14 protein-coding genes are annotated in these 17,609 nt (G+C 35.7%); 13 read left to right on the forward strand and 1 reads right to left on the reverse strand.

Annotated elements, in window-relative coordinates; translation table 11 throughout:
• Positions 1–213 precede the first annotated feature (213 nt).
• The 12 genes from HLK68_RS10680 (at position 214) to HLK68_RS10735 (ending at position 15,688) form a co-directional block, all read left to right on the forward strand.
• Positions 214–1,356: a DinB/UmuC family translesion DNA polymerase gene (locus HLK68_RS10680; RefSeq protein WP_238843581.1), complete on the forward strand. Its 1,143-nt coding sequence runs from the start codon at positions 214–216 to the stop codon at positions 1,354–1,356.
• Between the two features lie 16 nt (positions 1,357–1,372).
• Complete coding sequence (locus HLK68_RS10685) at positions 1,373–1,696, forward strand: YolD-like family protein (RefSeq protein WP_006785834.1); 324 nt, start codon at positions 1,373–1,375, stop codon at positions 1,694–1,696.
• Positions 1,697–1,759: 63 nt separating this feature from the next.
• The gene (locus tag HLK68_RS10690) at positions 1,760–2,887 is read left to right on the forward strand and encodes a ComEC/Rec2 family competence protein (RefSeq protein WP_006785835.1); all 1,128 of its coding nucleotides are present in this window, start codon (positions 1,760–1,762) and stop codon (positions 2,885–2,887) included.
• 86 nt (positions 2,888–2,973) lie between these two features.
• Positions 2,974–5,022, forward strand: coding sequence for a peptide ABC transporter substrate-binding protein (locus tag HLK68_RS10695; RefSeq protein WP_229040091.1), 2,049 nt, complete (start codon positions 2,974–2,976; stop codon positions 5,020–5,022).
• A gap of 122 nt (positions 5,023–5,144) precedes the next feature.
• Positions 5,145–6,701: an ABC-F family ATP-binding cassette domain-containing protein gene (locus HLK68_RS10700; protein ID WP_006785837.1), complete on the forward strand. Its 1,557-nt coding sequence runs from the start codon at positions 5,145–5,147 to the stop codon at positions 6,699–6,701.
• Positions 6,702–7,037: 336 nt separating this feature from the next.
• Entirely contained in the window at positions 7,038–7,439 is a 402-nt protein-coding gene (locus HLK68_RS10705; RefSeq protein WP_006785838.1) for a hypothetical protein, read from the forward strand.
• Positions 7,440–7,528: 89 nt separating this feature from the next.
• Entirely contained in the window at positions 7,529–8,362 is an 834-nt protein-coding gene (locus HLK68_RS10710; RefSeq protein WP_006785839.1) for a hypothetical protein, read from the forward strand.
• Between the two features lie 122 nt (positions 8,363–8,484).
• Entirely contained in the window at positions 8,485–10,776 is a 2,292-nt protein-coding gene (locus HLK68_RS10715) for an ATP-dependent DNA helicase (protein ID WP_006785840.1), read from the forward strand.
• Positions 10,777–10,909: 133 nt separating this feature from the next.
• Positions 10,910–11,359, forward strand: coding sequence for a MarR family winged helix-turn-helix transcriptional regulator (locus HLK68_RS10720; RefSeq protein WP_006785841.1), 450 nt, complete (start codon positions 10,910–10,912; stop codon positions 11,357–11,359).
• Positions 11,352–13,082: an ABC transporter ATP-binding protein gene (locus tag HLK68_RS10725; RefSeq protein ID WP_132942644.1), complete on the forward strand. Its 1,731-nt coding sequence runs from the start codon at positions 11,352–11,354 to the stop codon at positions 13,080–13,082. The genes HLK68_RS10720 and HLK68_RS10725 overlap by 8 nt, the downstream gene beginning before the upstream one ends.
• Entirely contained in the window at positions 13,075–14,886 is a 1,812-nt protein-coding gene (locus HLK68_RS10730) for an ABC transporter ATP-binding protein (protein ID WP_006785843.1), read from the forward strand. Before HLK68_RS10725 ends, HLK68_RS10730 begins: the two co-directional genes overlap by 8 nt.
• A gap of 256 nt (positions 14,887–15,142) precedes the next feature.
• Positions 15,143–15,688 (forward strand): sugar transferase, encoded by a 546-nt coding sequence (locus tag HLK68_RS10735; protein WP_006785844.1) that lies wholly within the window; start codon positions 15,143–15,145, stop codon positions 15,686–15,688.
• 35 nt (positions 15,689–15,723) lie between these two features.
• On the opposite strand, the gene pepT is transcribed toward HLK68_RS10735, so the two are convergent.
• Positions 15,724–16,944, reverse strand: a complete 1,221-nt coding sequence (gene pepT, locus HLK68_RS10740; RefSeq protein WP_009607314.1) for a peptidase T — start codon at positions 16,942–16,944, stop codon at positions 15,724–15,726.
• A gap of 164 nt (positions 16,945–17,108) precedes the next feature.
• On the opposite strand from pepT, the gene lepB reads away from it, so the two are divergent.
• Positions 17,109–17,606 (forward strand): signal peptidase I, encoded by a 498-nt coding sequence (gene lepB, locus HLK68_RS10745; protein ID WP_039930977.1) that lies wholly within the window; start codon positions 17,109–17,111, stop codon positions 17,604–17,606.
• Positions 17,607–17,609: the final 3 nt, after the last annotated feature.

The following is a 17,609-nucleotide window of genomic DNA, read 5'->3' on the forward strand; positions in this document are numbered from 1 at the left end:
ATATTTTTTCACAATCCGAACAAAAGTTTAGTTTTCATTGACACAAAAGGTAAATCTTATGCTATACTATAACAAACAAACGTTCGAAAGAAGTGGTAAGAATGGAAACGAAAACTAGGTTTCGTTCTATTTTGTGTATTGATTTGAAAAGTTTTTATGCTAGTTGCGAGTGTGTCGCTAGAGGGTATGATCCCTTTCAGGTTTCCCTTGCCGTTGTTGGAAGAATGGGGGAATCAGGGAGCATCGTTCTCGCAGTTTCCCCCCGCTTTAAAAAGACAAGGAGCTAAATCAAGGTGTCGAGTTTATGAGTTAGAAGGTTATCAAAATGTATGGTTTGTCCCATGTAGAATGAATCACTATTTGAAAGTATCACAAGATATTTTGAAAATATATTTGAGGTATGTTTCTTATGAGGACCTTCATATTTATTCAATTGATGAGGTATTCATCGACATCACGTCATATTTGCGTTTATACAAATGTGATGCATACACGTTAGCTAAGCAGATGATGTGCGATATTTTAAAAGAGACGGGAATTCCCTCAACTTGTGGAATTGGTCCGAATTTATTACTTGCTAAAGTTGCCCTTGATATAGAAGCAAAGAAGGCCGTTAATGGCATTGCACAGTGGAGTTATACAGATGTTAAGACAAAATTATGGCCATTGACCCCGTTATCTAAGATGTGGGGAATCGGTATTCAGCTTGAAAAACGTTTAAACCGGATGGGGATGTATTGTGTTGGAGATATTGCACAATATCCACTTGACTTTTTAAAACGTGAATTTGGTGTTTTAGGTGAACAATTATATCAGCATAGTCATGGAATTGACGAGAGTGATTTACATGACGTTTATCAAAGTAGGTATCCAACAATCGGAGGAGGTCAGGTTTTAATGCGAGATTATTATGCTTATGATATTAAAACAATCTTACTAGAGCAGGTTGAGGAAGTGATGTTCCGCTTACGAAAGAAAAATCTTTATTGTGAAGTGGTGCATCTGGCAATCGGCTATAGTAAATCCGTTAGAGGTGGATTTTCTAGACAAACAAAACTTTCTCAGGCAACTGATTTGACAGAATCCGTATTTGAAGCCTGCTTGAGACTATTCGAGGCCAATTACACAGGACAACCGATTCGAAAAGTGTCCATTTCACTTGGTGGATTAGTTGAGCGTGGGCAAACTCAACTTAGCTTATTTGAAGACGTGACGAAAAAACAGCAGTTGAGTTATGCGATGGATGAAATTAGAATAAAGCATGGTAAAAATGCCTTGTTACGAGCTATTTCTTATGAAAAGGGAGCAACAGGACGTTATCGTAATACGTTAATGGGTGGTCATCAGGCAGAATAAAGAGGAGGTGATAACGATGAAAGATCGAGGGATGATGAAATGGAAAGCCTTTGTCTCGATAGTAGAACAACAACAAGCTATTGAGGAGGTTCTAAACGAATTGTCAAAGATAGAAAAACCACTACTAGATGAGTGGCAACATGAGCAAAACTCTAATTTAGTTGTTGAAGGCTTTTTAAATCAAACAACCATTACGCTTGTTTACTTTGAGCGAGGACAGTTACTTAGGGTAAAGGGAAACGTTGAAAAAATCAATGAGGCCTATCGTTATTTTATCCTATCGGATGGTCACCAAAGAAAGAAGATTTCATTTAGTAGTGTCGTCGAAGTAAAAGGATAGAAAAGGTCATCTTTATATTTTTATGGTATAATGGGGAGAAGTTATGAATTAGGAGAGATTAGTTTGGAGCAGTTTTTAGTTGAGATTGATTATGTCCTTGAATTGTTAAATCAAGCCCATTGGACTGATTATTTAGTGATTACCCTTATGTATCTAATTTTAATTTTAATGATGATAGGAAAGTGGAAAAAAAGTAAGCGACAAATTTGGTATAACTATTTGTGGCTGATGTTATGTCCACCTGTTGGAATTTATTTAGTTAGCCAGAACCGTAAAATTAAAAAGAAAGAAAAAAAACAAGTCATTACCATTTCAGTAACAGGATGGGCCATTATATTATCCTCTATTTTCATTTATTTAGGATGGATGCCAAAACCACAGTATCAAGAAAGTCTAAATCAAAGTCATGTTGGACTTGAAGTTCGGCCTAGTCATCAAGAACTCCAGGTTCATTTTATTGATATTGGACAGGGGGATTCGACCCTGATTATTTATGATGATTTTCATATTTTAATTGATGGTGGAAATAATGGAGCAGAAGATATTTTATTAAATTATTTAGAAGCCGTTGGTGTTGATGATTTAGAAATTGTGGTGGCAACTCATCCCGATGCCGATCATATTGGAGGATTGGCAGAAGTGCTACAGACATACTCGGTTGATTTGATTATTGATTCGGGCGAAGCCCATACCTCTCAAACTTATAAAGCGTATTTAAAGCAAGTTGAAGAACAAAAACAACTAGGGGCTCAATACTTAGAAGATGATGATTTAGTATTTGAACTTGCAGATGGAGTGACGTTTGAAGTAATCGAAACGGGTGATGATAACGGTGATCGTAACAATAACTCAGTTGTAACGAAGTTAACATATAATGATGTTGCCTTCTTATTTACAGGAGATATGGAATCTGACGTTGAAAAGAAAATTTTATCTCGGGATTTAGATGTAGATATTTTAAAGGCAGGACATCACGGTTCAAAAACGTCGTCTTCGATGGCTTTTTTAGAGGTGGTAAAGCCTAAAACAGTCGTGATTAGTGCTGGAAAAAACAATACCTATGGGCATCCACATCCGGTTTTATTAAACCGCTTAAAAGCTTATACGGAGGATATTTATGTGACAGCTGATCTTGGACATATCGTGATTACGACGGATGGCCAAACATATGAGGTAGAGACTGTTAAATAGCACAATATTTTACAAGTATAGACGCTTTATTAAAGTGGGAAACTAAAAGTAGCAAAAAATGCTACTTTTTTTACTTTAATGAGGTGATGGTCTTGAAAAAATCGATAAGTTTCTTACTTATTGTGATGAGTTGGTTTGTAGTCTCACAAATCATTCAAGCTCATGCTGAATCGATAGATGAGACGGCTGTAAAAGTCATAGAACCTAAAAAAAATTATCAAGGATTTTATTCGATAGATCCGGAAACATTTGATTATTTATATACGTTCAAGCAAACAGACTCCAAGCACTTTGCCAATTTTATTGATGGATTGATTGAACATGATGCGTATGGGAATTTAGTTGGCGCTGTTGCTAGTCATTGGGAAAGTAATGAGGATGCAACGATTTGGACGTTTAAGTTGAAAGAAGGAATTAAATGGTATACAGATGAGGGGAGTGTTTACGATGAAGTCAGGGCGCATGATTTTGTGGCTGGACTTTGGCATGCTGCTGATTTTCAATCTCAAACCTTATATCTTGTCAAAGATGTTATCAAAAATTTAGAAGCCTATGTCAATGGAGAAGTAACATTTGATGAAGTGGGGGTAAAAGCGATTGATGATTATACGTTACAATATGAGCTAAATTCTCCGACTCCGTACTTTCCAAGCATGACGACATACTCGATTTTACTACCGGTGAATCAAAGTTTTCTAGAATCGAAGGGAAGTGGATGTCGTCTTGGAAGTCCAGACTTATCGAATTGTTCATTTGGAAATTTAAATCCAGAGTCTATCCTTTATAATGGCGCGTATCGTTTAACAAACTTTACTTCAAAATCTGTGATTGAGTATACCGCAAATGTTGATTATTGGGATGCAGAATCAGTTTATATTCCAAAAGTAAAACTCATTTATTCGGAAAGTTTGGATCCGACTAGTCTATTTTTAGCTTTTGAACGAGGAGAAATTACATCAGCTCCGATTGATGTTTATAATGCGGCTATTTATGCCTTTGCGAAGAAAAAGTATGGCGATTCTATTTTTGTGACGGAAACAAGTAGCGCAACCTCTTTTGCTTGTTTTGTGTTTAACCGTCAAGCGTATCACTCTCCGTTAGATCCCCGAATTGACATTTCGCCTAAAACAGCTAAGCAACGTGAGGATACGAAGTTAGCGATTTTAAATCAAGCTTTTCGCCAGGCCATTTTACATGGACTGGATGTATCAGCTGTTAATGCACAAAGTGTTGGTGAAGAACTGAAAGAGATTTCCGTTCGAAACTTAATTACCCAACCTGACTTTGTTCAAACCTCTTATCATCAAACATATGGTGAGCTAGTCGGCGATTCATTAAAACGACTCAATCCAATGTTATATCCCGAAAACTTTACGGTTGAAGATGGTCAAATGAGCTATTTTAATCCAGGACTTGCAAAAGAATTGATGCAAGTAGCTAAAGCGGAATTAATGGAACAAGGGGTAGATTTTCCAGTTTATCTCGATGTTTTAATCAATGGTGAGAGTGAAATGAGTTTTAGAAGTGCCCAAGCATTAAAGAATAGTCTTGAAACTGAGTTAAAAGGAGATGTGGTGATTAATTTAATCACGACTTCAAGAGAACATCTGGCCGCGACTAAGTCAGCTAGTCTAGTGAATACCGATCTTTATTTTGCAACCGCATGGTCACCTGATTATGGTGATCCTAAAAGTTATATGGATATTTTAGATCCTAAGCAGGGAGATATGTTGAAATATTTTGGATTGAATCAAGCCGTGATTGAAACCGAAGAAGATCGTCAAATTAAAGAACAAATTGGACTAAATAAATTTGGATATTTAAAACAAGCCGCATCTGATGTTGTAAATGACCCAGATTTACGGTATGAATTGTATGCGCAGGCTGAAGCTTTTGCGATTGATCAGGCGTATTTTATTCCTCTTTCAACCTCTGGTGGAAGTTATGCCGTCTCAAAAATTATTCCGTATACCAAACCCTATAGTTCTTATGGTTTATCGACGATGAAGTTTAAAGGAATGCAAATTAGTGATCATATCATTACCGTCGTGGAAAGAAACCAATATAAAGAACAGTGGATACAAAAACGTAATCAAATCGCTCCGTCTATCAATGTCGATAAAATCCTTCCTTAACTAAAATTAACAACTGAATTTTTGAAAATGTTCTTTTCATCTTTTCAAATCTTAGATATAATCGAATAAGGAAAATTTCAGTCGAAGGGCGCAACGTCGTCACTTGGGAAAGGAGAGTCACGATGAGTGTTTTAACTGTTACCAACTTGAGTCATGGGTTTGGGGATCGTGCGATTTTTGAAAATGTATCATTCCGTTTATTAAAGGGTGAGCATGTCGGTTTAATCGGAGCAAATGGTGAAGGTAAATCAACATTTATGAATATTATTACTGGAAAATTAGTGCCAGATGAAGGGAAAGTAGAATGGTCACGTAATGTTCGTGTTGGATATTTAGATCAGCACGTGGCACTACAACCTGGTATGACCATTCGTGATGTGTTAAAAACAGCCTTTCAATATTTATTTGATATGGAAGCTAAAATTAACGATTTATATATGAAAATGGGAGAAGTTGATCCTGATGAGATGGATAAACTTCTTGAGGAAGTCGGGGTTTTACAAGATATTTTAACAAACAATGACTTCTATGTCATCGATGCAAAAGTAGAAGAGGTGGCTAAAGGATTAGGACTTCAAGATATTGGACTTGACCGCGATGTTTCAGAATTAAGTGGTGGACAACGTTCAAAAGTATTATTAGCGAAATTATTACTGGAGAAGCCAGATATCTTATTACTTGATGAGCCGACGAACCACTTAGATGAGGCGCACGTGACATGGTTAACTCGTTATTTACAAGAATATGAAAATGCTTTTATTTTAATCTCTCATGATATCCCATTCTTAAATAGTGTAATTAACTTAATCTATCACATGGGGAATCAAGAATTAAACCGCTATGTAGGAGATTACGATAACTTTGTTCGTATCTATGAAGCAAAAAAAGCACAATTAGAGTCTGCTTATAAAAAACAACAGCAAGAGATTGCTGATTTAAAAGATTTCGTTGCTCGAAATAAAGCCCGTGTTTCAACACGTAATATGGCGATGTCACGTCAAAAGAAATTAGATAAAATGGAAGTGATTGAGCTAGCTTCTGAGCGTCCAAAACCAGAGTTTAACTTTAAAGGGGCTCGTACAGCCGGTCGTTATATTTTCCAAACAAAAGATTTAGTGATTGGATATGGTGAGCCATTATCATCTCCATTAAACTTAACAATGGAACGTGGGCAAAAAATTGCGATTTGCGGAGCAAATGGAATTGGGAAAACAACGCTACTTCGTAGCCTTTTAGGTGAAATTCAACCGATTTCAGGATCTGTTGAACGTGGAGAATTTTTACACATTGGTTACTTCGAACAAGAAATCAAAGGTGGAAAAGATAAAACATGTTTACAAGAGTTCTGGGATGAGTTTCCTCATTTAACACAAGGGGAAGCTCGTGCTGCGTTAGCGAAATGTGGATTAACAACGAAACACATTGAAAGTAAAGTCATGGTCTTAAGTGGAGGAGAACAAGCTAAAGTTCGCCTTGCTAAGTTAATTAATCGTGAATCAAATGTTTTAATTCTCGATGAGCCAACGAACCACTTAGATGTTGATGCGAAAGATGAGTTAAAACGTGCCATTAAAGAATATAAAGGAAGTGTGTTACTGATTTCCCATGAACCTGAATTCTATCGTGATGTGGTGACAGATATTTGGGATGGAGAAAAGTGGACCACTCGTTTAGTTTAGTTAAAAAAGCATGAAAGCCTGTTAAAGAGCTTTCATGCTTTTTCTTATTTTATGAAAGTGCCACCTTTTGATGAAGAGCTTGTTGTTGATTGGAAAGTGACATCCTTTAATGATGTTATTTTTCTTTATAAGGAGAAGTAAAAGATGATTTGGATCGTGGATTTCTGTCTGTTTTGTCATAAGAGAGGGTTAACGTTCATAAAGACTTAGATACTGAGAATGTAAACTAAGGATAAAAACAAGGAAAATTTCGTGGAATTGCTAAGTTTCTTGTATATTTGCACTTTTTCTCTCTTATAATGAAGTGAAATGCAAAATTTTTAGGTAGGGATGAACATGAAGCGTAAAAAAAAGGTGGAATATAACGAAATTTGGGTAAAATCAAGTGTTTGTGTTTTACTTGGGATTGGCGTCATTGGAGGAGTTTGGTTAAAACGTCGCGAAGAAAAAGCGGAACAGGATTTAAAGGAAATTGGGCAGGCATTGTTGAATGAGCATATCAATGAATTAAAACAAAAATTTGGATATGAAGAGATTGACTGTCAGTGTACATTAAATCAAATTGAAGTGGTTTCTAAAAAAAGAGATGAGTTTTTGTTAAGGCTTAACTATGATTTAGTGATTGCAAATGAGATTGAGCGAGATTATAGCACTCAGACCTGGATGATGAGAGTCAAACACGTCAATGCAAAAGGATATGAAGTTATTGAGCAAGGGGAACAGTTGAATGATTTATAAAAGGGTTTACAAAAAAAGAAAAAGGTGATAGTTATTCAACGGAAAATGTGATATAATGACAGATATTTACATATTCCGGAGGGGATAGAATGAAGCAGGGTGAGTTATTAGCGACAGATGGGATTAAAATTGACTTAGAGCGCGAGGACATGCTAGATGTCATTGAAAATGATTTAGAACATCACCATCACATTATGGCCTATTTTTACGAATTTCCCAAACATTCAGTTAACCATCAAGAGATTTATTTAAGTGTGGTTGTGCAGCCCGTTTTTTATGAGAACTTTGTTAAACATAAGCGTTCTTTGGTTGCAGCTTGGGGAAAAGTTTTATTTTATGAAGAGGATTACTATGATGTCACACGATTAGTGGTTCAATATGATAGCTTAGTGAAACTACATTTAAAGTTATATGAACCAAAAGATGTAAAGCCATCTGTGCATCATAAAAAAATTGAAGTGGCGTATGACCCATATGGTTTAATGAACTATGTGGCTGAAAAGTCTGAATGTAGCGCGTACCAGTTAAATTATGAAGCATTAGATAATTGGCGTAGTAAATTCTTCGCTAGTTACTATGAACTTTATCGAAGTATCAATGCCCGTGAATCGTATCAAACCTTACATAGCTTAGATAGGATGCGTTGGTTAATTTCAACGATGTGGATTCTTAAAGCTGGAAAAGTCCCGAATCATTATTTGAATTGGTCTAGAATGGAGGGTCCAGAGTCAATTTTAACTGCTGAAGAACAGGAGAAATTAATCAGCTGGCGTGTTGAGGGGACGCTAGAGGATTTAAAAGAAAAGGTCGACCTGATTCTAGAGGAATTCAAAACTTTACATAAAGAAATTTGTTGGAAATTAGATTTAATCGAAGATGAAGCATTCATCGAACGGATTCTGACGCGAATTCAAATTAAATAATGAAAAAGTCATCTTAGTTAAGCTAAGGTGACTTTTTTGATGAAGGTGGAACAATTTATTAGCTAGGATAATGTCAAAAAAAATGATATGATGAATAATAAAAATGAAGTTTGGTGAGAAATATGGTGATTCAAAAAGGTGTTAAAGAGGTGGTGGGATATGTCTACCAACAAGGCGATTTAAACTTAGAATATTTTCAAGCTAATCGTGCACAGCATGGGACAAATGCTCATCAAGCAATTCAAAAAAAATATCTTGATGAGGAGTGCGAAGTTTATCTCGAAATGAGTGTAAAGCATCAAGAACACGATGTTATTTTAAGTGGTCGTATGGATCTATTACTTCATCGAGATGAACGCATCATTATTGGAGAAATAAAATCGACGACCCGACGATTAGAGCTCATTGAAGAAAATGACCGTCCGGTACACTATGCTCAGGCCAAAGTCTATGCTTATTTATATTTACTTAAACATCCCGAGCTAAATTCAGTCATCGTTCGGTTAATTTATTGTAATTTAGACGGGACAGAGGAGCGGGCTTTCGATCAAGAATATACACTTGATGAGTTAGAACCTTTCATGAATCACACATTAGAGGTTTACTTACAGTGGTATTTTATTTTATTAAAATCAATGCAGTTAAAATTAAAGACAGCCAAAACCCTTCAGTTTCCATTTGGGGAATTTCGTGAATATCAACGTGAACTCTCAGGTGCCGTGTATCAAACCATTAAGCAAAAAAAGAATTTATTATTAAGAGCGCCAACCGGCATCGGAAAAACAATGGGAACTATTTTTCCAAGTATTAAAGCGTTAAGTAACACAGAACAAAAAATTTTTTACTTGACCGCTAAAACGATTGGACGGGACGTGGCAGAGAAAGCATTTGACCGTTGCCATGCAAGTGGATGGCAAGCTAAAGTGACCACTATCACTGCTAAAGAAAGAATTTGTTTTATGGATGAAGTCAAATGTGATCCGAAATTTTGCCCTTATGCCGCAGGTTATTTTGATCGTATTAACGAGGCAACTAAAGATTTATTCGAATCAGAACAACTGTTTAATCGCTCAAGAATTGAAACCTATGCTAAAAAACATCAAGTTTGTCCATTTGAGTTTTCACTTGCCATGGCGTCAATTAGTGATGCGGTTATTGGTGACTATAATTATATGTTTGATCCTCGCGCTTTTTTAAGACGTTTCTTTGAGGAACCTTCGTCTCATATTGCGCTCATTGATGAGGCACATAACTTATATGATCGAGCCTGTGAGATGTATAGTGCGAGTTTGTCAAAAGAACCAATTCAAGAGCTTAAACGTTTATTTAAAGACCGTCATAAAGGCTTATCTAAGTCACTCGCTAATTTAAACATGAAATTTATTGAGTATCGTCATGAATTAGAAGAAAAGAAAGTATTTGATTTATTTAAAGAGGATATGGACTTATCCTTTTTAAATCGTGCCCAAGATTTACTTGACGTCCTAGAGAAGTATTTGTATCAGCATCAGGACACAGAATACAAACCACAATTGATGAATTTATACTTTGAATTGCATCAATTTTTAAGAATCTCAGACTATTTTAATGAAAGTTTTAGAGTCCGTTATGAACGGTTTGGCATTGAGGTCAAAGTAAGTATCGTTTGTTTAAATCCAAGTCTTTATTTGAGTGAGAAAATGGAGAAAGTTCGCTCGACCATTTTATTTTCAGCGACGCTACATCCACTAGATTATTATCAAACGGTGCTACTTCATGAAGAGGCGTGTGAAAAAATCTTTTTACCATCCCCGTTTAAACGTGAGCATCTTGATTTATATGTTCAGCACGGAATTTCGACAAAATATAAGCAACGTGAGCGTTCACTTGCTCATCTCATTCAGATGATTTATCATGTGACGAGACAACGAGTTGGTAATTATATGGTCTTTTTACCCTCCTATCAATATTTAGAAATGGTTTATGAGGCTTACCTTGCGTTAGTTCAGGATGAGCAAGAGTTACTTTTTCAGCAGCGGGATATGAGTGAAGAAGAGCGTGATGCCTTTTTAGAAAAGTTTAATGAAACGAATGTCACAACGTTAGTGGCTTTTTGTGTACTAGGAGGTATCTTTAGCGAAGGAATTGATTTGATTGGAGATCGTTTAATTGGGTCATTGATTGTAGGAGTAGGATTGCCTCAAATCAATCCGTTGACTGAGCAACGCCGTGATTACTTTGAAGAAAAGTTCCAAAAAGGTTACTTATACGCTTATGTTTACCCTGGATTTAATAAAGTCATGCAAGCAGTCGGGCGCGTGATTCGAACAGATGAAGACCGAGGAACGGTGATGTTAATTGATGAACGGTATTTAGAGCCGACTTATTTAGCTCTATTTCCTTACGAATGGCAGCACGCAAAGTTTATAAGATAAAAAAACAGCAAGTTTATTTGCTGTTTTTTAAATATATTTGGGATTGATTGACAATCTAAATAGTCTATGTTATTAATTAGATAGCTAATAATTAGATATCTAATTATATAAAAGCGGAAGGAGAATCATACCTATGAATCCTCATCAATCTAAACATTTACATCATGTTTTGTTTAAAACATTAAAAGCTCATCGTACGATTTGTCATGAACAATTTACGAAGCTTGATTTGACGGTAGGTCAGCCCAAAATATTAGATTTCTTATGTGAACACAATGGTTGTTCTCAAAAAGAATTAGCGAAACACTGTCATATAGAACCTGCTACAGCTACAAGTTTACTGGGGCATTTAGAACGCAATGGCTTAATATATCGTCAAGCAAATGATAGAGATCGCCGTGTTTTAAATGTGTATTTAACAGATGAGGGAAAGAATCGTCAACACATGGTTCAAAAAGTATTTGAACAAATAGATGAAGATTCATTTAAGGGATTTACAGAAGAAGAAAAAGCAAAAACAGTCGAGTATTTAAATCGAATTTGTCAAAATTTAAAGGGAAGGGAGTCTCAACACGATGAGTAATTTATTAAAATACTTAAAAGGGCATGCTATTTTATGTGCTATCATAGCACCTCTTTTAATGCTTGTAGAAGTAGCGATGGACTTATCATTACCGACACTACTTTCAAACATTATTGATATCGGGATTGCAAATAATGACTATGCCTATGTCGTAGCAACAGGGATTAAAATGTTAATCTTTGCCATCATCGGTTTACTTGGTGGAGTTGGATGTGGGATTTTTGCCACGATTGCTGCCCTGAATTTAGGTCAAAATCTTCGTGAGGGATTATTTTCAAAAATTCAAAGTTTATCCTTTTTAGAGATTGACCATTTAAAAACATCTTCATTAATCACGCGTTTAACAAATGATATTACTCAAGTTCAAACGATGTTTTTAATGGCTTTAAAAATCTTAGTTCGTGCGCCATTTTTATGTATTGGGGGACTATTTATGGCTTATCGATTAAGTCATAAATTATCGATTATTTTAGTCGTTGCTATTCCAATCATTTTAATCTTTGTCGCTCTAATTATGTCAAAATCATTCCCGTTATTCAAAACCATGCAAGAAAAAATTGATAATGTAAATAATGTGATGCGTGAAAACTTACTTGGGGTACGTGTAATAAAAGCCTTTAATATGGAAGAAAAACAACATGAACGCTTTGATGAAACAAATGATGATTTAATGAACCAAAGTATTAAAGCGCAAAAACTCATGATTTTATTAAATCCAGTTGTGATGCTAGTCGTTAACTTTAGCGTGATTGCCGTCTTATGGTACGGAGGATATCTCGTGAACGATGGTTTGCTTGAAACAGGGAAAATTTTAGCGTTCATTAACTACTTAACTCAAATTATGATGTCGATGATGATGGTCATTATGATTTCGATGAACTTATCACGTGCAAAAGCATCAGCTGATCGTATCAATGAAGTTTTAAAAACTGAATCAAGCATTAAAGAATCGAATCACCCGCAACACTTAGATGCCTACGATATCGAATTTAAAAATGTTTCCTTTAAATATCATGATCACAGTGAAGAGGTTTTAAAAAATATTTCATTCCATATCAAACAAGGGCAACAAGTCGGAATTATTGGAGGAACAGGATCAGGGAAAAGTTCTTTAATTAGCTTAATTCCACGCCTTTATGATGTAACAGAAGGAGAAGTTTTAATTGGTGGGAAGAATGTTAAATCTCTTCGCCTCAAAGATTTACGTGATCAAATTGGGGTCGTACTACAAGAAAGCATCTTATTCTCAGGAACGATTGCTTCAAACTTCAAATTTGGATATCATGAGGCAACAGAGGAAGAATTAAATAGGGCTGCAATAGATGCTCAAGCTTTAGAGTTTATTCAGACAAAAGAAGATGGCTATGATACGGTGGTTGAACAACGTGGGAAAAATTTATCAGGTGGTCAAAAGCAACGTGTCTCAATTGCCAGAACGTTAATTAGAAATCCTAAAATTTTAATTTTAGATGATGCCTCGAGCGCTTTAGATATGGCGACTGAAAGTAAATTACAACGTGCGATTAAAGAGCGTATGAAAGATAGTACCGTCATTTTAATTGCTCAACGTATTTCAGCAGTTATGGATGCAGATCAAATTATCGTCCTTGATCATGGTCAAGTCTCAGGGATTGGAACCCACGAAGAATTATTAAAAACGAATGAGATTTATCGTAGCATTGCCATTTCACAATTAGGAGAGGAGGCGGTTATGAATGAGTAGACCACAACCATCATTTGGACCTCGCCCTGGAGGCGGACCTGGTGCTCGATTTGGACATCAAAAAGAAAAACTTAAAAATCCTAAGCATACCATTAGACGTTTGCTTGGCTATATTGGGAATCAAAAACTTGCAATTATCATTGTTTTTATTTTATGTATTATTACAACACTCATCAGTGTCTTAGCGACTCGTCTATATGGAGATATTATTGATGATTATATTATTCCAGGTGACTTATCAGGCCTTCAAAGAATCTGTTTAATGCTTGGGGGAATGTATGTTATTAGTGTCTTAGCAACCTACATTCAAAACTTAATCATGTTAACTTTATCGCAAAAAACAACGGCAAAAATTCGCCGTCATCTATTTAGTAGTTTACAAAAGTTACCACTCCGTTTCTTTGATACGCATTCAAGTGGAGATTTGATGAGTCGTTTAACAAATGATGTTGATAACATTAACATGACCTTATCTCAAAGCATTACCCAATTATTCTCAGGTATTATCATGATTCTTGGAATGTTAGTGGCTATGATATTATTGAGCCCAGCGTTAACCATCGTTGGCTTATTAACGACACCGTTGATGTTTTTAGTTTCACGCTTTTTAGTCAAGAAAACTCAACCTTTCTTTGTGAAGCAACAGCAAGATTTAGGGGAGTTAAATGGCTATGTGGAGGAAATGGTTTCAGGTCAAAAGGCAGTCTTCTTATTTTCTCAAGAAGAATTTGCTGAGGAAAACTTTGCAACGATTAACCGAAAACTAACGAAAAGTGCAGTGATGGCCCAAGCTTTATCAGGATTTATGGGACCTGTCAACAACTTTATTAATAATATTACCTTCTTAATTGTTGCTGTTTTTGGTGGAATTTTTATTTTATCAGGAATGAATATGACGGTTGGAATTGTGTTTACGTTTATTTTATACATGCGAAACTTTACAAGACCAATCAATGAAATTTTAAACTTAGCGAATACGATTCAGTCTGCATTAGCTGGAGCAGAGCGAGTCTTTGATATTATGGATGAAGCGCCTGAAGAAGATTTAGCTGATGCTAAGGACGTTGAAAATTTAGATGGTGATGTCATCTTAAACCGTGTTAAGTTCTCTTATGATACCGGTAAAACGATTTTAAAAGATGCTTCAATCCATGCTCGCCGTGGTGAAACGGTGGCCATTGTAGGACCAACTGGAGCGGGTAAAACGACAATTATTAATTTACTAACGAAGTTTTATGATATTGAGAGTGGTGAGATTTTAATTGATGGTGAAAACATCAATGGGATGACTCGTAAGAGTTTACGCCAAAGTATCTCGATGGTTTTACAGGATACCTACTTATTCTCTGAAACGGTTCGTGAGAACATTCGTTATGGTCGTTTAAGTGCAAATGATGATGAGGTGATTCATGCGGCAAAGATGGCCAATGCTCATCAGTTTATTATGCAATTACCAGACGGTTACGACACCATCTTAGCCGATAATGGAAGTAATCTCTCTCAAGGACAACGTCAGTTACTCGCGATTGCTCGTGCGATTTTAGCACAGTCTTCTATTCTCATTTTAGATGAAGCCACGTCATCCATTGATACGAAAACAGAAGTTGAAATTCAAAAAGCGATGTTACATTTAATGGAAGGTAAAACGACGTTTGTGATTGCTCATCGTTTAAGTACGATTCGAAATGCCGATCAAATTCTGGTGTTAAATCAAGGTGAAATCATTGAACGTGGAAATCATGATACTTTATTAGCTGCAAATGGTTTCTATGCTAATCTATATAACAGTCAATTCCGTGAATAATGAAAAAAGATGTTAAGGACTTAGTCTTTAACATCTTTTTAAGTTTGAATGAGAATATCTTGTTATGAGATCATATCAGGTCCTTTACTTGAAATTCTAATCACCTATTGCAAAGTAGCTAGGTAATAAGTCGTCAAAAAAGAAAGAATTTTGCATAAAGTAATAATATAAACAGAAAAAATATGGCAAAAATTATGAAAACGTTTATAATTAAATTAGGAAGAAAAACTAATCGTTAAAAGGGGAGGCGGTTAAGTTGAAACGTTTATTTGATATTGAAATCTCATTATTGTTAATGGTATTACTTTCACCACTTTATCTCATCCTTTCCGTGATTGTTCTATGTGATTTAGGTTGGCCGATCATTTACAAACATCGTTATCCAGGATTAAATGAACAACTATTTACGATGTATCGCTTCAGAACCATGACAAATGAAACAGATGAACGAGGGCATCTGTTAAAGCCAACGCAACGATTAACACGCATTGGAGCTTTTTTGAAAAAATATAGTTTAGACGATTTGCCAGAACTTTTCAATGTCTTAAAAGGTGACATGAGTTTGGTAGGGCCACGTCCGGTATTAATTCGAGCAATTCCCTCAAAAAATCAAATTCGCATCAAAAGACATGCCGTCCGTCCTGGGATGACAGGATGGAGTCAGATTCATGGACACAAACAGTTAACATGGGAAGAAAAATTTAAACTAGATTTATATTATATCGAGCATCAAAGTTTAGCTTTTGATTTGAAAATTATCGGAATTACGATTCTTCAACTGTTCGGAGTTCATCGAATATAAAAAAAGTCATCTTAAGGATGACTTTTTTTTATATTTTATTTTGCTGCTAATTCAGCGATTTTAACAATGACTTCTACTCCTTTTTCCATTGAAGGAATTGGAATATATTCAAATTTTCCGTGGAAGTTATGTCCACCTGTGAAGAGATTAGGCGTTGGTAACCCCATAAATGATAATTTTGAACCATCTGTACCACCACGAACTGGAACAATTAACGGTTCAACCCCAACTTCAATCAATGCCTTTTTAGCAAGTTCGACAATGTGCATTTTATCTTTGATATGAAGGTTCATATTATAGTATTGGTCTTTTAATTCAAGTTCGACTGTATGAGACGGATACTTTTGATTAAAGTCTTGAACCACTTTTTCGACGAATTTTTTACGTGCATTAAATTGCTCCGTATCAAAGTCACGGATGATGTATTTTAAAACGGCTTCTTCACAGTGACCACTAATGTCAATTAAATGGTAAAATCCTTCGTAATGCTCTGTATGTTGTGGTGTTTCATTCACGGGGAATTGGTTTGCAATTTCAGTGGCGATTAACGCCGCATTAATCATTTTATTTTTAGCATCCCCTGGGTGAACGCTTTTTCCATGAATGGTAAGTTTAGCGCCCGCCGCATTAAAGGATTCATATTGTAGTTCACCTAGAACACCCCCATCCATCGTATAAGCAAAATCAGCCTTAAATTCTTCAACTTTGAAGTGATCAGCGCCACGTCCAATTTCTTCATCTGGGGTGAATGCTACTTTAACCGTTCCGTGTTTAATTTCAGGGTGTTGAATTAAATAATCCATTGCTGTCATAATTTCAGCAATTCCTGCTTTATCATCTGCCCCAAGTAAGGTTGTTCCATCTGTTGTAATGAGCTGTTGACCCACGTATTGATTAAGAGATGGGAAGTCAGTTGGGGATAAGACAATGTTTTTTTCCTGATTTAAAATAATGTCTCCCCCTTGGTAATCGATAATTTGAGGTTTAACATGGTCAGCATTAAAATCAGGGCTTGTATCCATATGAGAGATAAAAGCGATGACTGGCGCATCTGATTCACAATTTGCAGGTAATGTCGCATAAATATAGCCATTTTCATCCTTTTGAATGTCTTGTAAGCCTAATTCTTTTAACTCTTCAACTAATACATCACCAAATGCTAATTGTGATGGAGTGGAAGGAGTCGTCGTAGACTCAGGATTTGATTTTGTGTCAAAGGAAACATATTTGATAAAACGATCGACAACAGTACGCATAATAAACCCTCCAATTTTTGTTTGTCTATAGTTTGGTCATCTAAAATCAGATTATGTATAGCATAGCATAGATTGGAAAATATAAAAAGAATTCATAAAAATATCCATTCTTTTTAATCGGGTGTGATGTGATATAATAAAAAGAGTCAAATAAGATGGGGTGAATGAGCGTGGAAGAAAAAAATACATTCCTAGATGATGTGATTGAAATAGGCGTTAGTTTAATGATTGGATATGCGATTTCAAGATTTGTTCGAATTGCTTTAGCACGTGGTGAGTCAATGGTTCCAACGATTAAACATAATCAAATTGTTCTGATTGATCGTCGTGCTTACAAAAGGCGAGAACCTAAAATTAACGACTTAATTGCCTTTAATGCACATGTTAAAAATCAGCATAAATTTTTCTTAAAACGTGTCATTGGGGTGAGTGGTGATCAGATTAAAATTGATCAACATCGCGTCTATGTGAACGGGAAATTAATTGATGAACCTTACTTGAATGAAACGATGATTGAAGTAGGGTCAAAGACATGGCGTGTCCCAGAGGGAAAACTGTTTGTCATGGGGGACAATCGAAATCATAGTTTAGATTCACGTGCCATCGGATTTATAGATGTTAAAGAGGATGTGTTGGGCGTGGTCAGACAAATCAAAAAATAAGTG

This window comes from Turicibacter sanguinis, assembly GCF_013046825.1.
Classification (GTDB): domain Bacteria; phylum Bacillota_I; class Bacilli_A; order MOL361; family Turicibacteraceae; genus Turicibacter; species Turicibacter sanguinis.

Coding starts and splice junctions, on each gene's coding strand:
- HLK68_RS10685 (WP_006785834.1), top strand. CDS start 1,373: ATGAAAGATCGAGGGATGATGAAATGGAAAGCCTTTGTCTCGATAGTA.
- HLK68_RS10695 (WP_229040091.1), top strand. CDS start 2,974: ATGGTCTTGAAAAAATCGATAAGTTTCTTACTTATTGTGATGAGTTGG.
- HLK68_RS10700 (WP_006785837.1), top strand. CDS start 5,145: ATGAGTGTTTTAACTGTTACCAACTTGAGTCATGGGTTTGGGGATCGT.
- HLK68_RS10705 (WP_006785838.1), top strand. CDS start 7,038: ATGAAGCGTAAAAAAAAGGTGGAATATAACGAAATTTGGGTAAAATCA.
- HLK68_RS10710 (WP_006785839.1), top strand. CDS start 7,529: ATGAAGCAGGGTGAGTTATTAGCGACAGATGGGATTAAAATTGACTTA.
- HLK68_RS10715 (WP_006785840.1), top strand. CDS start 8,485: ATGGTGATTCAAAAAGGTGTTAAAGAGGTGGTGGGATATGTCTACCAA.
- HLK68_RS10720 (WP_006785841.1), top strand. CDS start 10,910: ATGAATCCTCATCAATCTAAACATTTACATCATGTTTTGTTTAAAACA.
- HLK68_RS10725 (WP_132942644.1), top strand. CDS start 11,352: ATGAGTAATTTATTAAAATACTTAAAAGGGCATGCTATTTTATGTGCT.
- HLK68_RS10730 (WP_006785843.1), top strand. CDS start 13,075: ATGAGTAGACCACAACCATCATTTGGACCTCGCCCTGGAGGCGGACCT.
- pepT (WP_009607314.1), bottom strand. CDS start 16,944: ATGCGTACTGTTGTCGATCGTTTTATCAAATATGTTTCCTTTGACACA.
- lepB (WP_039930977.1), top strand. CDS start 17,109: ATGAGCGTGGAAGAAAAAAATACATTCCTAGATGATGTGATTGAAATA.